Annotated in this window: 14 protein-coding genes; 11 read left to right on the top strand and 3 right to left on the bottom strand. The window is 55.5% G+C overall.

What is annotated here, in order from left to right; all coding sequences use genetic code 11:
- The first annotated feature begins 88 nt into the window (after window positions 1-88).
- From AC0LWM_RS30090 to cydD, 6 genes are all read left to right on the top strand, one after another.
- Window positions 89-751 (top strand): response regulator transcription factor, encoded by a 663-nt coding sequence (locus AC0LWM_RS30090; protein ID WP_474678731.1) that lies wholly within the window; start codon window positions 89-91, stop codon window positions 749-751.
- Entirely contained in the window at window positions 741-2,219 is a 1,479-nt protein-coding gene (locus AC0LWM_RS30085) for a HAMP domain-containing sensor histidine kinase (RefSeq protein WP_474678730.1), read from the top strand. Before AC0LWM_RS30090 ends, AC0LWM_RS30085 begins: the two co-directional genes overlap by 11 nt.
- Before the next feature lie 112 nt (window positions 2,220-2,331).
- Window positions 2,332-2,748 (top strand): hypothetical protein, encoded by a 417-nt coding sequence (locus AC0LWM_RS30080; protein WP_474678729.1) that lies wholly within the window; start codon window positions 2,332-2,334, stop codon window positions 2,746-2,748.
- A gap of 163 nt (window positions 2,749-2,911) precedes the next feature.
- Window positions 2,912-4,297 (top strand): cytochrome ubiquinol oxidase subunit I, encoded by a 1,386-nt coding sequence (locus AC0LWM_RS30075; RefSeq protein WP_474678728.1) that lies wholly within the window; start codon window positions 2,912-2,914, stop codon window positions 4,295-4,297.
- A 41-nt stretch (window positions 4,298-4,338) separates the two neighbouring features.
- On the top strand, window positions 4,339-5,346 hold the full coding sequence (gene cydB, locus AC0LWM_RS30070; RefSeq protein ID WP_474678727.1) for a cytochrome d ubiquinol oxidase subunit II: 1,008 nt from the start codon (window positions 4,339-4,341) through the stop codon (window positions 5,344-5,346).
- 1 nt (window position 5,347) lies between these two features.
- Window positions 5,348-9,508: a thiol reductant ABC exporter subunit CydD gene (gene cydD, locus AC0LWM_RS30065; protein WP_474678726.1), complete on the top strand. Its 4,161-nt coding sequence runs from the start codon at window positions 5,348-5,350 to the stop codon at window positions 9,506-9,508.
- A gap of 219 nt (window positions 9,509-9,727) precedes the next feature.
- Here the strand turns inward: cydD and AC0LWM_RS30060 are convergent, their stop codons facing one another.
- From AC0LWM_RS30060 to AC0LWM_RS30050, 3 genes are read right to left on the bottom strand one after another with little or no spacing between them, the layout of a single operon-like run.
- On the bottom strand, window positions 9,728-10,834 hold the full coding sequence (locus tag AC0LWM_RS30060) for a Ger(x)C family spore germination protein (RefSeq protein ID WP_474678725.1): 1,107 nt from the start codon (window positions 10,832-10,834) through the stop codon (window positions 9,728-9,730).
- Window positions 10,821-11,912, bottom strand: coding sequence for a GerAB/ArcD/ProY family transporter (locus AC0LWM_RS30055; RefSeq protein WP_474678724.1), 1,092 nt, complete (start codon window positions 11,910-11,912; stop codon window positions 10,821-10,823). The genes AC0LWM_RS30060 and AC0LWM_RS30055 overlap by 14 nt, the downstream gene beginning before the upstream one ends.
- 15 nt (window positions 11,913-11,927) lie before the next feature.
- A complete protein-coding gene (locus AC0LWM_RS30050) occupies window positions 11,928-13,418 on the bottom strand; it encodes a spore germination protein (RefSeq protein WP_474678723.1) in 1,491 nt (496 codons plus the stop codon).
- Window positions 13,419-13,667: 249 nt separating this feature from the next.
- On the opposite strand from AC0LWM_RS30050, the gene iolD reads away from it, so the two are divergent.
- Genes iolD through iolC form a run of 5 tightly spaced genes read left to right on the top strand, consistent with a single transcriptional unit; the run spans window position 13,668 to window position 19,558 of the window.
- Complete coding sequence (iolD, locus tag AC0LWM_RS30045) at window positions 13,668-15,533, top strand: 3D-(3,5/4)-trihydroxycyclohexane-1,2-dione acylhydrolase (decyclizing) (protein WP_474678722.1); 1,866 nt, start codon at window positions 13,668-13,670, stop codon at window positions 15,531-15,533.
- Window positions 15,534-15,569: 36 nt separating this feature from the next.
- On the top strand, window positions 15,570-16,448 hold the full coding sequence (gene iolE, locus AC0LWM_RS30040; RefSeq protein WP_474678721.1) for a myo-inosose-2 dehydratase: 879 nt from the start codon (window positions 15,570-15,572) through the stop codon (window positions 16,446-16,448).
- Window positions 16,445-17,518, top strand: coding sequence for an inositol 2-dehydrogenase (gene iolG, locus AC0LWM_RS30035; protein ID WP_474678720.1), 1,074 nt, complete (start codon window positions 16,445-16,447; stop codon window positions 17,516-17,518). Before iolE ends, iolG begins: the two co-directional genes overlap by 4 nt.
- On the top strand, window positions 17,496-18,329 hold the full coding sequence (gene iolB, locus AC0LWM_RS30030) for a 5-deoxy-glucuronate isomerase (protein WP_474678719.1): 834 nt from the start codon (window positions 17,496-17,498) through the stop codon (window positions 18,327-18,329). Before iolG ends, iolB begins: the two co-directional genes overlap by 23 nt.
- Entirely contained in the window at window positions 18,326-19,558 is a 1,233-nt protein-coding gene (gene iolC, locus AC0LWM_RS30025) for a 5-dehydro-2-deoxygluconokinase (protein ID WP_474678718.1), read from the top strand. Before iolB ends, iolC begins: the two co-directional genes overlap by 4 nt.
- Window positions 19,559-19,873 lie beyond the last annotated feature (315 nt).

The following is a 19,873-nucleotide window of genomic DNA, read 5'->3' as shown; positions in this document are numbered from 1 at the left end:
TCTCTTTTGTTTTGAGCGCGAAGCCCTCATACCTTCACATCAACTCCAGATCGCTTTGCTATAATGGAATCCTGGGAGAGGTGAAACGATGCCGTATCGGATACTCGTCATGGAAGACGACCAAGATATCCAGGAAGTGATCAAAGAATTTTTATCGGCGCAAGATTACAAGGTTCATGTCGCTTCTGACGGACTGGAAGGAATCCGGCTGTTTAACGATTTTCAATTTGATCTGGTCCTGTTGGACATTATGATGCCGAAGCTGGACGGTTATCAAGTATCCGGGTGGATAAGGGGCAGATCGAACGTCCCGATCATGATGCTGACGGCGCTTGAAGACGAGCAGGATCAGTTGAAAGGTTTCGAATCGGGAATTGACGATTACATTACGAAACCGTTTTCGTTCCATATCTTGATTAAACGGGTGGAGGCCGTGCTTAGGCGGAGCCATTCGAAAGACAATCGGAATACGATAAAATTCCATCAACTCGAAATCGATTGCGATCGGTACAAAGCTTATGTGAATGGCGCCGAAGTCGCGTTAACGACGAAAGAATTCGAAATCGTCCAGACGCTGCTCGAAAACAACGGAAGGCTCGTCACCCGGGAAATCATGATGGACAAGCTGTGGGGATACGACTACTACGGAGACACGCGAATTATCGACACGCACATTAAAAATATTCGCAAAAAACTGAACGTGCCGTATATCAAAACGGTGAAAGGAGTAGGTTACAAAATTGACGAATAAACCCCGGCAATGGATCGGCCGCCAGAGCATCACGTTTAAAATTTTTGCCGTGGCTTCGCTGGTGTTATTTGTTTCCGCCGCGGTCATTTATGCGGCGCTGTACTTTGGGCTTCCGAAGTTTTACGAAAACTACAAAAAAACGCAGCTGGATCGTCATGTCGAGGAATTCGCCGAGGAAGTCCGAGACGTCGATTATGCCGATGCCAAAATACATATCGATCGATTTATTCAAAAAACGAACAGTTTGCCGTTTTTAATCGATCGTCGCGGCCAACTTATTTATCCCGAGCTCGGAGGAGGGACGGTCATCCTGAGCGGCAATTCCATCGAAGGCGCTGTTCCGTCCGATCCCGAGACGACGCCGCCGCAGCCGGGACCGATTCCGCAACAATATACCGTGACGGCCGAGATTGCTTTCAAAGACCGAGTCATGACGCTTCGGGCGCATGCGACGCTGCAGCCCGTCGACGAGGCTTCTCAAGTATTATTCATATTGCTTCCATATGTCGGCCTTTTCATTATTGTCATTTCGATCGGCGGAGCTTATGTGTTCTCCAAGATCATATCCAGGCCGTTGCTTGTTATGAATCAGGCGGCCAAGAAGATGTCCAATCTGGATTTCACGGTAAAAATCGAGCTGCATTCCGCGGACGAAATCGGCCAGCTGTCGAACAGCCTCAATGAAATGTCGGCAAACCTGGAGCGAACGATGCGGGAATTAACCGCCGCGAACGACAAATTAAAACACGACATCGTCAAGGAACGCGAAGCGGAAGCCAAGCGAAGAGAACTGTTCGGCATCATTTCCCATGAGCTGAAATCGCCCATCACGGCCGTGAAAGGCCAGCTGGAAGGCATGATTTATGAAATAGGGGCGTATAAAGATCGCAATGCGTATCTGAAAAAATCTTATGCCATCATGGACAACATGGAGCGCATGGTTCAGCAAATTCTTCAAATCTCCAAACTGGAACACCCCGCTTTTACGCCCAAGCTGGAACCAATCCATTTATCCGCGATCATCCTCGCCGCGATCCGAGATCACGATTATTTTGCCAATCATAAACAGATACAAGTCATTCATGAAGTCGAAAACGGCCACCATATCGATTCGGACAAAGATTTGTTGGAAAAAGCGTTAAGAAACGTACTCCACAATGCAATTGTCTATTCCAATCCGTCGGCGCAAGTGCTCGTTCAATTGCACAAGAACGATCGCGGAACGCTGGATTTTAAAGTATTGAACACGGGAGCGCGCATTCGGCAAGAGCATTTGCCAGCATTATTCGAGCCCTTTTACCGCCTGGAAAAATCAAGGAACCGGAATTCGGGAGGAAGCGGATTGGGGTTGTATATTGTCAAAAAAGCGTTCGATGCCCTTTCCATCGACTATAGCTTGAACAATACCGAGCAAGGCGTCCTGTTCCATGCCGAAATTCGCGGAGAATCCGCGCAAACTCCACGATAACTTCACATCGGCTCCATTTCTGATCCATATCGGGCAGTTACATTAAGAACAAGGAGATGATGGAAAGGACGTCATTCGATCTCCTTGAACAAAACAAATGGAGGAATTCAGTATGAAAAAAGTGATTGTAGGAATGTCCGTATTAGCCGCCGCACTTGCCCCGTTAAGCGCATTTGCCGCCAAAGAAGAGTTGCCCGCGGGCAAGCTTCCGAATCCGGTAACGAAAAAATACGAAGCCAAGAACGGAGACGCGTCCAAATCCGCGCCGCCTAAAGCCGTCCCGCCGGGAAAAGCGGCCGGACAACTCGTCGTCATGATCGGCGTGCTGCCTTCAGCCGAAAAACTTACCGCATTGATCGATAAAATCAAAAGCGATCTGGGCAAAAACGAAAAAACGAAACCGGAAACGGCCACATTGCTGTTTCAATCCGCCGACGACCAGCCGCAGCAGTCCATTACAATTTCGCTAAGCGACTCGACGGAACAAATCGTGAAACAAATCAATCAGCCCTCAAAAAAACAAAAATGATGTTTTGAACGAATGCAAATCATCCGAATGATTCAACTCCTGCTTTATGAGCAGGAGTTTTTTTGCTTACCATGCGCCTCGCAGTCGTCATATGTGAGATTTATCACATGTACGTCTTCCGATTGTTTATATAATGAGTTCGACATGAAGGGAGGCGTTGTTTTTGGAAGCAGTGGATTTGGCACGATGGCAGTTTGGCGTTACGACGGTTTATCATTTTTTGTTTGTCCCTCTATCGGTCGGCACGGCGTATTTGATTGCCTTTATGCAGACGATGTACGTGGTTAAGAACGATGATAAATACAAAAAAATGGCGAAATTTTGGGGCAAGCTGTTTCTGCTCAACTTTGCCGTCGGCGTTGTGACAGGCATTATGCAGGAGTTTCAGTTCGGCATGAACTGGGCCGATTATTCCCGTTTCGTCGGGGCGGTGTTCGGCGGGCCGCTGGCCGTAGAGGCGTTAGTGTCCTTTTTTCTCGAATCGACGTTTTTGGGCATCTGGATCTTCGGGTGGGATAAGCTGCCGAAAAAGGTGCATCTCGCATCGATTTGGCTCGTTGCGATCGGCGCGACGTTATCCGCACTCTGGATCTTGAGCGCCAATTCGTTCATGCAGGAGCCGGTCGGCTTCGAAATTCGCAACGGCCGGGCGGAAATGACCGATTTCTTCGCCTTGCTCGGGAACAAGCAGCTGTGGGTGGAATTCCCGCACGTCATATTCGGCGCTCTAGTAACCGGCGCATTGTTCGTTACCGGGATCAGCGCTTATAAACTGCTGCGCAAGCAGCAAACGGCCATGTTCAAAGCATCGTTTACGATCGGCATCGTCGTGGCGCTGCTGTCCAGCTTCATGGTTGCGATGTCAGGGCACGATCAAGCGCAGCATCTGATGAAATCGCAGCCGATGAAGATGGCCGCGGCCGAAGCGCTATGGAACACGACCGGCGAAAGCGCGCCGTGGACGGTGTTCGCTTGGATCGACCCGCAGAAAAAGGAAAACTCGATGCAGGTAGAAATTCCGTACGCGCTCAGCATTCTTTCCTACAATAAGCTGAAGGGCAGCGTGCCGGGCATGAACCAGCTGCAGGCGCAATACGAGGACAAATACGGTCCGGGCAACTACATTCCTCCGGTCCGAACGACGTTTTGGAGCTTCCGCGTCATGGTCGGAGCGGGCATGCTGATGATTGCGCTTAGCTTGTTCGGCGTATACTTGGCCGCGCGGAGACGTTTGGAGAAGTATCGTTTTTATTTGAAATGGATGATTCCGGCCATTGCGCTGCCGTACATCGCGAATTCCGCGGGCTGGATCATGACCGAGGTCGGCAGGCAGCCGTGGATCGTCTTCGGTTTGCAGAAAACCGAAGATGGCGTTTCACCGCTCGTTTCCACCGGCGAGGTAGCCACGACATTCATTGGGTTTACGCTCATTTACGGATTGCTGGCAGCGGCATTCATCTATCTTGTCGTACATTTCGTCCGGAAGCATAACGACGAAGATGAGGCGGCGGAGGACCAAGCGCATGCAACGGCTTCCTCTTTAATATAACGGGCGATTCGGATGCTCAGGAAAGCGAGGTAGTTCAGCCTATGGAAACGTTATGGTTTGTATTAATTACCGTTTTGTTCGTCGGTTTTTTCTTTCTCGAAGGCTTCGATTTTGGTGTCGGCATGCTTTCGCAAATATTGGGCAAAACGGACACCGAACGCCGCGTGTACATTAACACGATCGGCCCGGTATGGGACGGCAACGAAGTGTGGCTCATTACTGCGGGAGGGGCGATGTTCGCCGCTTTCCCGAACTGGTATGCAACTCTGTTCAGCGGCTTTTACATGGCTCTGTTTCTAATGCTGGTCGCATTGATCGGCAGAGGAGTGGCCTTCGAATTCCGCAGCAAGCTCGAAAATCCGAGATGGAGAAAAATGTGGGACATCATTATATTTGCGGGTAGCCTGCTGCCCCCGCTGCTGTGGGGCGTCGCGCTGGCGAACTTGATGCGCGGGGTTCCGATCGACGCGAACATGAACTATGTCGGCTCGTTCTGGGATTTGCTCTCCCTTTATTCGGTGACGGCCGGCGTGAGCATCGTGCTGCTGTTTCTGCTTCACGGCGCCTTGTTCCTGTCGCTGAAGACCGAAGGAGAATTAAAGGAACGAGCACGTAGATTCGCGAACCGGATCGGCGCTTGGACGAGCGCGGCGCTGTTTCTGTTTGTCATATTGAGCTATTTCGAAACGGACATGTTTACGCGTGAAGGAATTAATCCCGGCATGGTGCCGATCTTGGCTGGAATCGCGCTGCTGTCGGTACATTTCTTCCTGAAGGCCGGCCGCGACGGCTGGGCGTTCGTCATGACGGGCACGACCATCACGCTGTCCACAATTACGGTGTTTATGTCCCTCTATCCGCGCGTCATGATTTCTTCGCTGAACCCGGATTGGTCGCTGACGATCTATAATGCCGCATCCAACACGTATACACTCGAAGTGATGACGATCGTCGCCTTAACGACGGTTCCGCTCGTGGTCGCTTACCAGGCATGGACGTATTGGGTGTTCCGCAAACGGGTCAGCGCGAGCGACCATTTGGATTATTGATATGCTGAAAAAATTGTTCCTTCAAGTTAGCGGCGTCCGCAAATTGTTCGCGATCAGCGTCGTGCTCGGTTTGGCAGCGGGCGGACTGCTCATTCTGGAAGCGGCCGGCATCGCGCAGATCGCCGATCGGGCGTTTCTGCGAGGCGAAGGTCTCGTTTCGCTGCTGCCGCTCTTCGGCATGCTGCTCGGCTGGATGCTGCTGCGGGCGGCGATCCAGACGGCGGGGGAACATGCCTCGACGCATATGGCGCTACGGATCAAAAGCGATCTTCGCAAGAGACTGATGCACAAGCTGGCTTTGCTTGGCCCGAATTACGCCAAGGGCGAGCGAAGCGGTGAAATGATCGGCACCGTATACGAGGGCGTCGAACAGCTGGAAGCGTACTTGGCCCGGTATTTGCCGCAGATGGCGTTGTCGATGCTCATTCCCGCAGCCGTATTTTGCGTCGTGCTCGGATTGGATCTCGTGTCTGCGGCCGTGCTGGCGATTACGTTGCCGCTGCTCGTTCTGTTCATGATCTTGGTCGGGGTAGCGGCGAAATCGAAAGCCCAAAAGCAGTTCAAAACGCTGGGCCGGCTCGGCGGCCATTTTCTCGATGTGCTGCGCGGCTTGCCGACGTTAACGGTGTTCAACCGCAGCAAAGCGCAAATCGGCATCATCGCCCGTATGAGCGAAGATTACCGCCGAACGACGATGGGTACGCTCAGGCTGGCGTTTTTGTCGGCATTCGTCATGGAGCTATTCGCTACGCTGAGTACGGCCATCGTCGCCGTGTTTTTGGGGCTCCGTCTCATCCAGGGAGAAATAGGCTTCGAGCAGGCGTTTCTCGTGCTGCTGCTGACGCCGGAGTTTTACGCTCCGGTTCGGGCGCTCGGCACGCAATTCCATGCGAGCACGAACGGCATTTCCGCCGCGGGCCGGATTTTGGCGATTTTAGAGACAGAGTCGCCGGGCTGGGCGGAGCGGGAAGATGCGATCAAACCGGCTGCCTGTTCGCGCGGTTACCGGATCGAATTTCAACAGGTGAGCGTATGTTATCCGGGCGAGAAGCGACCGGCATTGTCCGGCATCACGCTAACGCTGGAGCCGGGCGAGCGGGTTGCGGTCATCGGTCCGACCGGCGCGGGCAAAAGCACGCTCCTCGACCTGATCCAAGGGTTCGTCCGTCCGACGGAAGGACGAATTCTCGTGAACGGCATCGATATGGCGGAGCTGTCGATGGACTGGTGGCGGGGGCAGCTGTCGGCTGTCGCGCAGCATACGCGGCTGCACCACGGCACCATCCGCGACAACTTGACGATGGGCCGCCCGCAGGCGAGCGAAGCCGAGATTGCGGAAGCCGTCCGCGCAGCCGGAGCGGATTTTATCGATTCGCTTCCGGCGGGATGCGAGACACAGGTCGGCGAATCGGTGCGGCTGTCCGGCGGGCAGGCGCAGCGGATCGCGATCGCGCGGGCGATGCTGAAGAAAGCGCCGCTGCTGCTGCTCGATGAGCCGACGTCCGGGCTCGACCTGGTGCATGAAGCCGCCGTGCGCCGCGGGCTGGATGCGCTTCTGCGGCATCGCATGTCGGTGACGGTCGCCCATCGGCTCGAAACGGTGCGCAGCGCCGACCGCATCATCGTCATCGCCGAAGGAAAAGTCGCCGAAGCCGGAGCGCCGGCGGAACTGCTCGCCGCAGGCGGATTATACGCCGCGATGATGCAGGCGTATCATGCCGATGAGCTCGATCAAGGCGGCGATAATCCGCCCGAGCATGGGACATGCGAAGGGGAGAGCGATGGAAACGAGCTGATGGCTGAGGATGCTGCGGCCGCCACAGATGAGGGCGAGCGTGCCTCGCGATCCGTCGACGGCATGGGCGATCCGCAAATGGTTAACGGCACAGGCAATCCGCGAGCCGTAAGCGAGACGGGCAATCCGCAGGTGGTTGGCGGTATCGGTGAGGTGCCGTTGGCCGCTGATAATGGCGAAACTCGGGCGGATGTCGACGCAGGCAATCTGCAAGCGATTGGCCAACCGGACGATGCGGATGTCCGAAACGCCCGGTGGAAGGAAACGCTCCTCCGCATGCTGCGATTCGTCGGCCCGTTCAAAGGGCGAACGGCGCTTGCGGCGCTGCTTGGATTCGCGACGGTTGCCGCCAACGTCGGTTTGATGGGCACATCCGGATATTTGATCGCAAAGGCGGTGCTTCGGCCGGAAACGGTGCTGCTGCTCTGGATGCCGATTGTCGGCGTCCGGTTTTTCGGCATCTCGCGCGGCGTCCTGCGGTATCTCGAACGTCTCGCTTCGCATGATTTGACGTTCCGCATCCTCCACCGCATCCGCGTATGGCTGTTCGAGCGGCTCGAGCCGCAGAGCGGAACGCTGCTCGAAAGCCGCCGCAGCGGCGACGTGCTCGGCTCGATGCTGTCCGACGTGGAGCAGCTGCAAAACCTGTACTTGCGCGTGCTGGCGCCGCCTCTCGTTGCCGTAATGACCGGCGTGCTTGGATTCGCGGTGATGGCCTACCATCATGTCGGGCTTGCGTTCCTGCTGCTTGGCGTTATGCTGGCGGCAGGCGTCGGCATCCCGTGGGCGAGCGGCCGTTTCGGCCGGCAGCGGGGAGCCGACATCGTCGCAACACGGGCGGCATTGTATACGGAAACGACCGATTTGGTCGCAGGCTTGAAGGAATTCACCGTCTTCGGCCGGATTTCCGACCGGCTGAACCGGGTCGGAGCGGCACAAGCCCGCATGGACGACCTGCAGGCCGGGCAGAACAAGCTCAGCGCCTATATGGGCGGCAGCATGCTGGCCGCGGCGCACCTCGCGATGTGGCTAGTCCTGCTCGCTTCGGTATATCTCGCCGAAGCCGGCTCCATCGGAGCGGTCGCGATCCCGGCGCTGGCCATGATGGCGCTCGCTTGCTTCGAGGCGGTCATTCCGCTGCCGGGCGCCTTCCAGCAGCTGAGCCAGACGATGTCGGCGGCCGATCGGTTGTTCCGTCTCGCCGACGGGCGCGGAGAGATCGGCCAGCCGGCGAAGGCGGCAGATCGGGCACATGTGTCAGGGCCGGCGGCGAAACCGCGGGCTGAAACAACGGGTGGCGCGGCGGCGAACCCGGCGCCAGAATCGACGGACACAGCGGCGACGGAACCGACGGACGCAGTGACGCAACAAGAATGCACAGCTGCGAACTCAGCGACGAACCCGACGGACGCAGTGACGCAACAAGAATGCACAGCTGCGAACTCAGCGACGAACCCGACGGTCGCAGCGGCGCAGCAAGAGCGCCTAGCGGCCAGCCCGGCGGACGGGGCGACGTACCGGGCAAGCGCACCGGCCGACCCTAACGTCAGCGCTCCTTCAGCACAGCCCGTCAACGATGCTGCCGCCCCAGTCGCCGCCTGGGAAGCGCGTATCAGCGGCCTTTCGTTCCGCTACGGCCATCATGAGCCTTACGCGGTCCGGAATTTGTCGCTTACGTTGCGGCAAGGGAAACGAACGGCGATCGTCGGCGAAAGCGGCGCGGGCAAAAGCACGCTGCTGCAGCTGCTCCTGAAGCTGCGCACGTATGAAGAGGGCTCGATCACGCTGAACGGAGCGGAGTTGCACCAGTTGCCAGCGGACGCCGTCCGGTCGGCTTTCGCCGTCGTCTCGCAGAACGTGCAGCTATTTAACGCTTCGGCCGCCGCGAACTTGCGCCTTGGCCGAATGGACGCGACGGACGAGGAATTGCGGCAAGCCGCTCGCTTGGCGCTGATCGACGACACCCTTGAGCAGCTCCCCGATGGCTATGACACGCTGATCGGCGAATGGGGAGCCCGGTTGTCGGGCGGGGAGCGGCAGCGGCTCGCACTGGCGCGTGCGCTGCTCCGGCAAGCACCGGCAGTCTTATTCGACGAGCCTGCGACAGGGCTCGATCCCTTGACGGAACAGGCGTTCATGGGCAACATGAACGATCTGCTAAACGACAAAGCCGTCCTGTGGATCACGCATCGGCTGTCGGGACTTGAGCGAATGGACGAAATCATCGTCCTCCACCAGGGGGACGTTCGCGAGCGTGGAACGCATGAAGAGCTAATACGGCGCAAAGGGCATTACTGGCGCTTGTGGCAGCTAGAGCGCGAAACGGATTGGAACAAGGCACTGGAACGGTTAAGCACCGGCGCCTAACAGGTTGTACAATNGCTAATACGGCGCAAAGGGCATTACTGGCGCTTGTGGCAGCTAGAGCGCGAAACGGATTGGAACAAGGCACTGGAACGGTTAAGCACCGGCGCCTAACAGGTTGTACAATCAACCGAACTTCAGAATCGGACCTCAACGGACCTCTAGCCGTTCAAGAGGTTCGTTTTTTTTTTTTTTTCATGTCCCACACGCCTGCAATTCCCTTTACTTGAATTTTCCGAAGTTCGTAATTTTGATGGTGGACAAGCATTGAACGTCAACCTGAGGAAAAGTTTCCCGCCAATCGAGTTGTTTCCATTCCGCATAGCTGAGATGGTTGCGTACGTATCGGCCGATCCCTAAACTGTCGACTTTATGCTTTTGCATCAGCTTGATCAGCCGTTCGGCGTTACGGTTAACATGCTCCGACGTTTTTCGTTCCAATGACCGGAGGTCTTGATCTCGGCTAAGGTGCAATCCGCCGGTATATTCAAGAACCGTCCCCTTTATTTTGATTTCGATTGTGGCGTGAAGTTTTCCGGTGTTGTCCCGGTGTATCCGTATTTTTCTTTTATTGACCAAATAGCTGAACATGACGGTTTCCGGTTTGCCTTTGCTGCGCCCTAGATTAAAGTTGATATCTCCGCTTTTAAAATCATCATACAGCAATGAAAAAAACATCGTATCGTCGGTTCCGATTCGACCGACATATTTATCCTTCGCAAAAAGAGCGACCCCGTCGATCAAAACGTTACTTTTGCCTTCCTTGATCAATGGCGCGACAGGATCAATCCCTTCATCGTAATAATCCCGGGTAAATTTGAACAGCGACGTTTTGGGGATGGCATGGGCTTTTGCTTCTTTTTCCAGCATCCGGTCGATGTATTGCCCCGTTCTCGGGTGCTGCCCGTAATCTTTGGATAACAAACGTCCTGCGTTTCCGTTGACGATAACGACCTTCACCCGCGAAGGGATGGACGGATCGCGGATCAACGTATCGATATAATCCCATATGCCTTGTTTGGCCAAGTCGATACTGAGTAGCGCATTTCGCATTTGTCCGCTGACAAGCAGACGATCCGTTTGCTTCGACAAGTGAATTTTTGCCTCTTTGCTGGTCGTAGCGATCGTTGTCAATACTTCTCTTGCCGTTTTTGCCTTCGGATCCGTTTTGGGAATGCTGTTGGTCACCTTCAATTTATGACCCGGCAATAAATCGTAGGCCGTCGTTTGCGTAAACCCGAGCTTCTCCAGTACGCGTTGGTCGCCGCACCCGGTCAGAACGGCTGCAAGCATCATGAACAGGATGGCGGTCTTCTTACCGCTGCGCATGCTGACGCCCTCCTTTGGCTCGCTCGAACTTAAGCAGGACGATTAAGGCGAGGGGCAATCCGAAGGAAAGGATCGTTTCAACGGTGCCAAACAGTTTCAGCCAATTTTGGACATCGGGAAGCGAGTCAGGTATGAAGGAAATGATGTAGGTGCCGGCCACGATGATGAAGACGATTAACTTTTTCCTGCCTTTTGCAAAAAGGCGCATGCTGGTTTCCAAAGCGGCAAACCAGAACATAACGATGGTGATGACCGTCGTGAATAGAATAAACCCGTATAACAAGTTTTCTAGGCGTTCGATAAACGGAAGCCGAATGTAGGCCAGCATGTCCATTAAAGGATATATCAGCATTTTTAACTGCCCCAAACTAAAAAAACCGAACGCCACGATGCTGAACGACAAATAGGTTAGCGTAACGCCGAAGTTGCCCCAGAACACGCTTTTAAAAAAAGAAGTTTTTCGCTCGATGTAGGGGAACAGCGCCATTAACAATTCATAACCTAGAAACGAAAAGTACACGGCTAACGCTCCTTGGGACCAAGACTCCCCGTCCTGGAATATATGGGTCGTGTATCTTACGAGACGAATTTCGGGTATAAAAAAAAATAGCAGAAAAAACATCCAAACGATAAGCCAGAAAAAAATGGTAGAAGCTCTTGAGATCGCCTGCAGGCCTTTCATGAGCAGCATCATGACGACAAAATCAAGAAACAGTTTAAATAACATCGGCGATGTGGTCGGAAATGAAATCATTTGGTAGAGGAGAAGGTATTGCTTGGAAACCAGGCTGCCGATAATGGCCCATAAAGAGACCAGTCCGATATAAATAGGGACTAAAATAATTTTGGGAACGGCTTGTTCAAGGATGTCGAAGATCGATCTGCCCTCCCCCCATCGGTAAACGAGAGAGATTAAATAAATATTGAAAGTCACGACCAGCGAGATCAAGATCAATGCCAACCAGCCGTTCGTTCCGAAATATTGAGCCAGCACCTGCGACAGGCTGAAAGCGGCAACTCCCGTTTGGGTCATAAAGCACAAGATGCCGAGATGGAAAGGATTCAGTTTTTCGGACATGTGCTCGCCCCATTTCTACTTGACCATTTTATTGCGATTTTTATTTTCGGGTTTAGGCAGCGTCGGACGCTTCTTGATCGACCAGAACGGCGCCCGGATGAAGACGTCCTTCCAATCCTCGAACCGGAACGGCGCTACCGGATTCAAATAAGAGGTGCCCAGGCTCGTTAGGCCGGACAGGTGAATGACGGTCGCCGTGATGCCGAGCATAAGGCCGAAATTGCCGGACAAGCCTGCAAGCATAATCAATCCGAAACGGATCAGGCGAATGGATGCGCTCATGATGTAGCTCGGAATGACGAAGGATGCGATGGCGGACGACGCAACGGCGATAATTAAAATATTGCTCGTAAATCCGGCTTGTACGGCGGCCTGTCCGATGACGATACCGCCGACGATGCCGATCGTTTGGCCGATTTTCGTCGGCAGGCGCGCGCCCGCCTCCCGCAGCAGCTCGATCGTCGTTTCCATGAGCAGCGCTTCGTACAAGGGAGGAAAAGGCACTCTGCTTCTGGATTCGGATATAGTGATCAGCAGGCTTTCGGGAATCATCTCATAATGATATGTCGTGATGGCAACATAAAACGCCGTAAAGGTGATTGTAATGATAAACGCCAAAAAACGCAGCGCGCGCGTAGCCGTGCCGAGAATCCACCTCTGGTAATAATCGTCGGAGGAAGAAAAAAACTCGAAGAAGGAGGTCGGTGCGCAAAACAGGGTGGGGCTGCCTTCCATCATGCCGACGATTCTTCCGGATACAAGCTTGGACGCAACCGCGTCAGGGCGTTCTGTCGGCAAAAATTGCGGGAATACCGAATTCGGGTTATCGTCGATGCATTGAATCAACATGTTCGTATCGTGTACCGCATCGATTTCGACGGCCCGGATCCGCTCAATCAACGTTTGGACGAAAGCGGGATTGGCGATGCCGTCGATATACATGATAAAAACGTCCGCTTTCGAAATTTCGCCGACGGAAAGCTTGATGATTTTCAGGTGACAGCTTTTGAGCCTCCGGCGAATTAGCGACAGGTTCGTTTCCGCTTGCTCCACGAATGCATCATGAGGGCCGGTAATGACCGTTTCCGTTTCCGATTGTTCAATGGAGCGGGAAGGAGGGCCGTACACGTCTGCCAAAAATACCCGGTCCAAGTAAAATACCGCCGCTTTTCCGGATAAGATGCCGTCAACCAGAGGCTCGCATTCCTTAATTTCTTTAAGATTGGCAAACTCCGGAGACCCGTCACCATTTTCCAGATCATGAAACAACGGGTTCAGAACATCGTCCATCAGTCTTTCAACGTCGATCAAATGGTTGAAATAGAGCACGTCCACATGCAAGTTTGGATACGTCCGATGCTTTAAATCCGCGCAGTCGGCAAATTCGTCCAGTGCAAATGCGAGCGTGGGCTTCTCCTTGGGGGGCCCCGGAACCGGCTTGCTGCGGTCGTGCTGGGCCATGCGATTTTTGAGCAGTTGGGAAAACAAGCTTCGCAGTTTCGGCATAATGGCGTGCTCCATCATATGGAAGAATGAGTTATTGCTATAATATGCCTAGTCCCACAACGGATTATGCAACCGGCGGCACGTCGCGGCACGGCATAAAGAGACGATTGACAAATATAATCGTACTGAGATAGAATACGGTTAGGGAAAGCGCTTAACCTAAAGATCGCATATGTCGTTCGGGGGAGGCGCTTTCGATTGTTTCGAGCATCGGGAATTTATCGCATTTACATAAAGGAGTGACACGGAATGAGCACGGTTTCGCTTACGATGGCACAAGCATTGATTAAGTTTATGGATCGTCAGTATGTCGAGCTGGACGGGCAGGAGTATAAGTTTTTTCAAGGTGTCATGGGTATTTTCGGCCATGGCAACGTAACCGGAATCGGGCAAGCGCTTGAGCAGGATGCGGACGGTCTGACGCTGATTCAGGGCAAGAACGAACAAGGCATGGCGAATGCGGCGATAGCGTTCGCCAAGCAGCGCAATCGGCTGCAAACGTATGCCTGCACGTCGTCGATCGGACCGGGCGCCCTCAATATGGTGACGGCGGCGGGTACGGCAACGGTGAACCGCATTCCGGTGCTGTTCCTGCCAGGTGACATTTTTGCCTCGCGCCAGCCCGATCCCGTACTGCAACAAATTGAATATCCGTCCGATTACACGGTGACCGCGAACGACGCGTTCAAGCCGGTCAGCCGCTATTGGGATCGGATCGTTCGGCCGGAGCAGCTCATGACGGCGGCGCTGAACGCGATGCGCGTATTGACCGACCCGGCGGATACCGGTGCGGTGACGCTGTGCTTGCCGCAGGACGTGCAGTGCGAGGCGTACGACTACCCGGCCGAGTTTTTCGCGAAGCGGGTGCACCCTATCGACCGCAAGCCTGCGCCAATGACGGCGATCAGTCGTGCGGCGGCTGTATTCCGCGGCAGGAAAAAGCCGCTTCTCGTTTGCGGCGGCGGCGTCCATTATTCGCTCGCGACGGGAGCGCTCGTTCAATTCGCGGAACGGTTCGGCGTTCCGGTCGTCGAAACGCAGGCCGGCAAAAGCGCGATCGCATGGGACCACCCGCTCAGCTTCGGCGGCGTAGGGGTTACCGGGACGGCGGCGGCGAATCGCCTAGCGCACGAGGCCGACCTGGTCATTGCCGTCGGAACGCGCTTGTCCGATTTTACGACGGAGTCGAAAGCCGCTTTCCGTAATCCGGACGTCGAGTTCGTCTCCATTAACGTATGCGCCGCTGACGCGATCAAGCTGAATGCCGCGGCGATCGTCGCCGATGCGGCGGAAGGGCTTGCGGCGCTGACCGAAGCGCTGAGCGCGGACGGCTACGCCGCTTCTTATGGCGACGGCGAGCTGGCACAGCTTAAGGCGACCTGGGACGCCGAGGTTGATCGGCTGTATACGCTCGAGCGGCCGGACGGATTCGCGCAAACGCACGCGCTCGGCGTATTCAACGCCTTCGTGCCGGAAGACGCCGTCATCGTTTGCGCGGCCGGCAGTCTGCCGGGCGACCTGCACCGGCTGTGGCGGACGAAGCAGCCGAAGACGTACCACATGGAGTACGGCTTCTCCTGCATGGGGTACGAGGTATCCGGCGCTCTCGGCATCAAGCTTGCCGAGCCCGACCGCGAGGTGTATGCGGTTGTCGGCGACGGCAGCTACCTGATGCTGCATTCGGAGCTTGTGACCAGCTTGCAGGAAGGGCGGAAGATTACGGTTGTCCTGTTCGACAACAACGGCTTCCAATGCATCCACAACTTGCAGCGCGGCCACGGCAGCGGCAGCTTCGGCAACGAATTCCGCCGCCGTTCTCCGGAGACCGGACGCCTGACCGGCGAATACCTTTCGATCGATTTTGCCGCGCACGCCCGCAGCTTGGGCGCGAACGGATATACCGCGCATAACGAGCAAGAACTGCTGGCTGCGCTGCAGCAAGCGAAGCAGGATACGGTTTCGTCCCTGATCCATATTAAAGTGCTGCCGGGCACGATGACGGACGGATACGATTCGTGGTGGCACGTCGGCGTAGCGGAGGTTTCGGAAAGCGAGAAGGTAAAGGAATCGTATTTGGAGCTTCAGCAAAGGCTGCAGGAAGCGCGAAAATATTAATGATAATTTGAGCCGATTGGCGAGGGGGGATTGCGCATGAGCTACAAACTGGGGATATCTGCGATTAACTGGGTCAACGAGGACGTGCTTGCGATCGGCGACCATTATACGTGCGACGACGTGCTTACGGAGATGTCGCAGCTCGGTTTTCTCGGAACGGAATACTGCCGCAAGTTCCCGCGTGACGTGGACCAATTGAAGAAGAAGCTCGCGGACAAGGGCATGGTGCTGACATCGCAGTGGAAATCGGTCATGTTCAGCGACCCGGACCGGCGCGAGGAAGAGATGAAGGCGTTTCGCGAGCATGCGGACTTTTTGCGGGCAATGGGCTGCGGCCATGTCGTGACCTGCGAGACGAGCTACGCGTTCTCCGATCCGCGAGGGCGGCGGACGTCGCTAACCGACGAAGAATGGTCGCATATGGTCGAGGGTTTGCATGCGGCCGGACAGTATTGCCGTGATTATGGCATGAAACTGGTGTACCACTATCACGCTGAGACCGTCGTCGAAGGACGGGAGCATATCCGCAGGCTTGTCGAAACGACCGATCCGGAGCTTGTCCACCTGTTGTACGATACCGGGCACGCTTATTACGGAGGGAGCGATCCGCTGGAGCTGCTTCAATCGTATTACGACCGGATCGCATACATTCACTTGAAGGACGTGCGCAAGGACGTGCTGGAGTGGAAACGGGCGAACGGCATCGGGTTTACCGACGCGGTCATCCAAGGGCTGTTCACCGTTCCGGGCGACGGCTGCATCGATTTTCGGCCGATTCTGCGCGAATTGAGGGACCGTGGCTACGACGGCTGGATCATTATCGAGGCGGAACAGGATCCGGCGGTCGCAGAACCTGTAGAATACGCGAACAAAGCGTTAGACTATATCGATCGTGTGAAGAAGGAGCTCCAATGAAAAAAGTAAACATCGGCATTATCGGCATCGGCCGGATCGGCAAGCTTCATATCGAAAACGTGTCGAAGCTGCCTGAGGTACAAATCGCAGCGATCTCCGACATCCATGTAGACGAACAGCTCATCGAATGGGCGGCACGTTACGGCATTCGGAACGTCAGCACGGATTATCGGGAAGTGATCGGCCATCCCGACATCGACGCCGTCTTTATCTGTTCGTCCACCGACACGCATGTGCCGCTGATCATTGAAGCGGCGCATGCCGGCAAACATATTTTTTGCGAAAAACCGGTCAGCTTCAGTTTTGAAGAGACGAAGCGGGCGCTCCAAGCGGTCAAGGACGCCGGCGTTCAGCTTCAGGTCGGCTTCAACCGCAGGTTCGACCATAATTTCAGCCGCGTGCGCGAAATGGTCGAGACGGGCCAGGTCGGCGAAACGCATATCATCAAAGTCATTTCCCGTGATCCGTTCCCGCCTAGCCCGGAATATATCAAAGTTTCCGGCGGCATGTTCATGGACATGACGATTCACGATTTCGACATGGCGCGGTATTTGGCCGGCAGCGACATCGTGGAAGTGTACGCCAAAGGCGGCGTATTCGTCGACCCCGTCTTCGCGGAGCTGGGCGACATCGATACGGCCGTTATTACGCTGACGTTCGCCAACGGCACGCTTGGCATGATCGACAACAGCCGGAAAGCGGCTTACGGATACGATCAGCGGGTTGAAGTATTCGGCTCCGGCGGCTGCGTGACGGTGCAGAACGACTACACGAACACGGCGAAGCTCGTGACGGCGGACGGCGTTTATCAGGACAAGCCGAAGCTGTTTTTCGTCGAGCGTTATCGCGAGTCGTACGAGAAGGAAACAAGAGATTTTATCGATTGCATCGTGAACGGCACTCCCGTGCCGGTATCGGGTTATGACGGCTTGCAAGCCGAGCTGGCGGCTTATGCGGCGAAGCAATCGCTGCAGCTCGGCAGACCGGTTCGATTGGAAGAAATCGCCGAGCTGTCGGCTTCCGCAAACCGCGGGGAGGAGGATGGACATGTCAAAACTGTTGGTGCCTAGCTCCCGGACGCCTGAAGCGAACGGCAGCGTATTGAAGATTACGCCGGAATCGGCAGGGTGGAGCTATGTCGGGTTCGAGGTGTTCGTATTGCAGCCGGGCCAGACGTGGAGCTTCGAGACGGGAGATCAGGAAGCGTGCGCCGTACTGCTTACGGGCATCGCCGACGTCTCGACGGTCACGAAGAGCTGGTCCGGCATCGGACGACGCATGTCCGTATTCGAGAAAATTCCTCCGTATTCCGTGTATGCGCCAAGCGGCGACCGCATCGAGCTGAAGGCGGTAACGGCCATTGAGCTGGCGTTATGCCTTGCGCCGGGCAAGGGAACTTACGAAGCGAGACTGATTACGCCGGAGGACGTCGGCGTGGAGCTGCGCGGCTACGGCCATATCGAACGGACGGTGCACAATATCCTGCCGGAGCAGCAGCCGGCGGACAGCTTGCTTGTCGTGGAAGTGTTCACGCCGGGAGGGCATTGGTCCAGCTACCCGCCGCACAAGCACGATCAAGATAACCTGCCGAACGAATCGCTGCTGGAAGAGACGTATTACCACCGCATTCATCCGGAGCAGGGCTTTGCGGTGCAGCGCGTCTACACGGACGACCTGTCGCTGAACGAGACGCTCGCCGTGCAGAACGGAGACGCCGTACTCGTGCCTCGCGGTTACCATCCCGTATCGGCGCCTCCGGGTTATGACGGCTATTATTTGAACGTCATGGCGGGTCCGGTCCGGACGTGGAAATTCTATAACGATCCGAAGCACGAATGGCTCATGCCGAAGCCTTACGGAGGGAGCGAAGCGACGAAATGAACAGCCTGAAATTCGATGGCGGCCGACCGCTTGATTTTATCGGTCTCGGACGTCTGTGCGTGGATTTGAATGCCAATGAAATTCACCGTCCGATGGAGCAAACCCGGACGTTTACGAAATATGTCGGCGGATCGCCGGCCAATATCACGATCGCGGTCGCTCGTCTCGGTCAGCGGGCGGGCTTTATCGGACGGGTCGCCGACGATGCGATGGGCCGGTTCATCACAGGCTATTTGCAGGATAATGCAATCGATACGAGCCATGTGATCACCGATCGATCCGGCAGCGTAACCGGCCTCGCGTTTACGGAAATCAAGTCGCCGACCGACTGCAGCATTCTCATGTACCGCGACAATGTCGCCGACTTGAAGCTCGAGCCGGGCGATATCGACGAGCAGTACATTCGCAGCGCCAAAGCGATCTTGATCTCCGGCACGGCGCTTGCCCAGAGTCCTTCGCGGGAGGCGGCGCTTCATGCCGTTGACCTCGCGGTGAAGCACGGAACAGTCGTTATTTTCGATATCGACTACCGGCCGTACACGTGGGTTTCGCGGGAAGAAACCGCCGTTTATTGCAAGCTCGTCGCGGAGAAAAGCGACGTCATTCTCGGCGGCCGCGAAGAGTTCGACCTGCTGGAGCATCTGGACGGTTCTGGCGCGGATGTGGATGCTGCCGGGCATGCGGCGAATGCGGACACGGATGCGGATGCTGCCGGGCATGCGGCGAAAGCGGACACGGATGCGGATGCTGCCGGGCATGCGGCGAAAGCGTACACGGATGTGGATGCTGCCGGACATGCGGCGAAAGCGTACACGGATGTGGATGCTGCCGGGCATGCGGCGAAAGCGGACACGAATGTGGATGCTGCCAGGCATGCCGCGAAAGCGGGCACGGCAGCGGCTAACCGCGACCGGGCGACGGCGCAACGCTGGCTCGGACATCGCGCGCAAATCGTTGTCGTCAAGCGCGGAGGCGACGGTTCGACGGCTTACACGCGGGACGGCGCCGTGTACAAAGGCCGGACGTATCCGGCTCAAGTCGTGAAGACGTTCGGCGCGGGCGATTCGTTTGCCGGAGCGTTCATTTACGGCCTGATGCAAGGCTGGGACATCGGCAAGTGCCAGCAATACGGCAGCGCCGCGGCGTCGATTGTCGTATCGAGCCACAGCTGCTCCGACGCGATGCCGACGGTGGAACAGATCGAAGCGGTTATTCGGAGCAATGAGTAGGCGTAAGCAACAACGCGTCTGAAGCTCGAACGATGACGGCTTGGTCTGCAGCAAAAGATTTAAATAGATGCAAACGTGCATCTATTTAAAATACAGTTAGCCGACGGGTGCCTATTACTGCAAAAGTACATTTATTTTTACACGTAGGCTCGGAATCCCGTTTGAAATGGTGAGATTACTGCACTTTTGCAGGTATTCTGTTGAAATGAAGTTGAGTCTATATAATTGTGTAAAATGCTAGGTTCTCTAAAAAAGGGGGAGCCATAGGCAGAATCCTCGTTTAGAATGTAGTTGTCGAGACCCATTCAGAGGAGG

It is taken from the genome of Paenibacillus sp. sgz302148, from assembly GCF_056120465.1.
The sequence above is the reverse complement of the archived record's forward strand: the minus strand, read 5'-3'. Positions and strand labels throughout refer to the sequence as shown.

Bases quoted from the DNA above. Each gene is read 5' to 3' on its own strand.
- AC0LWM_RS30090 (WP_474678731.1), top strand. From the start codon at position 89: ATGCCGTATCGGATACTCGTCATGGAAGACGACCAAGATATCCAGGAA.
- AC0LWM_RS30080 (WP_474678729.1), top strand. From the start codon at position 2,332: ATGAAAAAAGTGATTGTAGGAATGTCCGTATTAGCCGCCGCACTTGCC.
- cydB (WP_474678727.1), top strand. From the start codon at position 4,339: ATGGAAACGTTATGGTTTGTATTAATTACCGTTTTGTTCGTCGGTTTT.
- cydD (WP_474678726.1), top strand. From the start codon at position 5,348: ATGCTGAAAAAATTGTTCCTTCAAGTTAGCGGCGTCCGCAAATTGTTC.
- AC0LWM_RS30060 (WP_474678725.1), bottom strand. From the start codon at position 10,834: ATGCGCAGCGGTAAGAAGACCGCCATCCTGTTCATGATGCTTGCAGCC.
- AC0LWM_RS30055 (WP_474678724.1), bottom strand. From the start codon at position 11,912: ATGTCCGAAAAACTGAATCCTTTCCATCTCGGCATCTTGTGCTTTATG.
- AC0LWM_RS30050 (WP_474678723.1), bottom strand. From the start codon at position 13,418: ATGCCGAAACTGCGAAGCTTGTTTTCCCAACTGCTCAAAAATCGCATG.
- iolD (WP_474678722.1), top strand. From the start codon at position 13,668: ATGAGCACGGTTTCGCTTACGATGGCACAAGCATTGATTAAGTTTATG.
- iolE (WP_474678721.1), top strand. From the start codon at position 15,570: ATGAGCTACAAACTGGGGATATCTGCGATTAACTGGGTCAACGAGGAC.
- iolG (WP_474678720.1), top strand. From the start codon at position 16,445: ATGAAAAAAGTAAACATCGGCATTATCGGCATCGGCCGGATCGGCAAG.
- iolB (WP_474678719.1), top strand. From the start codon at position 17,496: ATGTCAAAACTGTTGGTGCCTAGCTCCCGGACGCCTGAAGCGAACGGC.
- iolC (WP_474678718.1), top strand. From the start codon at position 18,326: ATGAACAGCCTGAAATTCGATGGCGGCCGACCGCTTGATTTTATCGGT.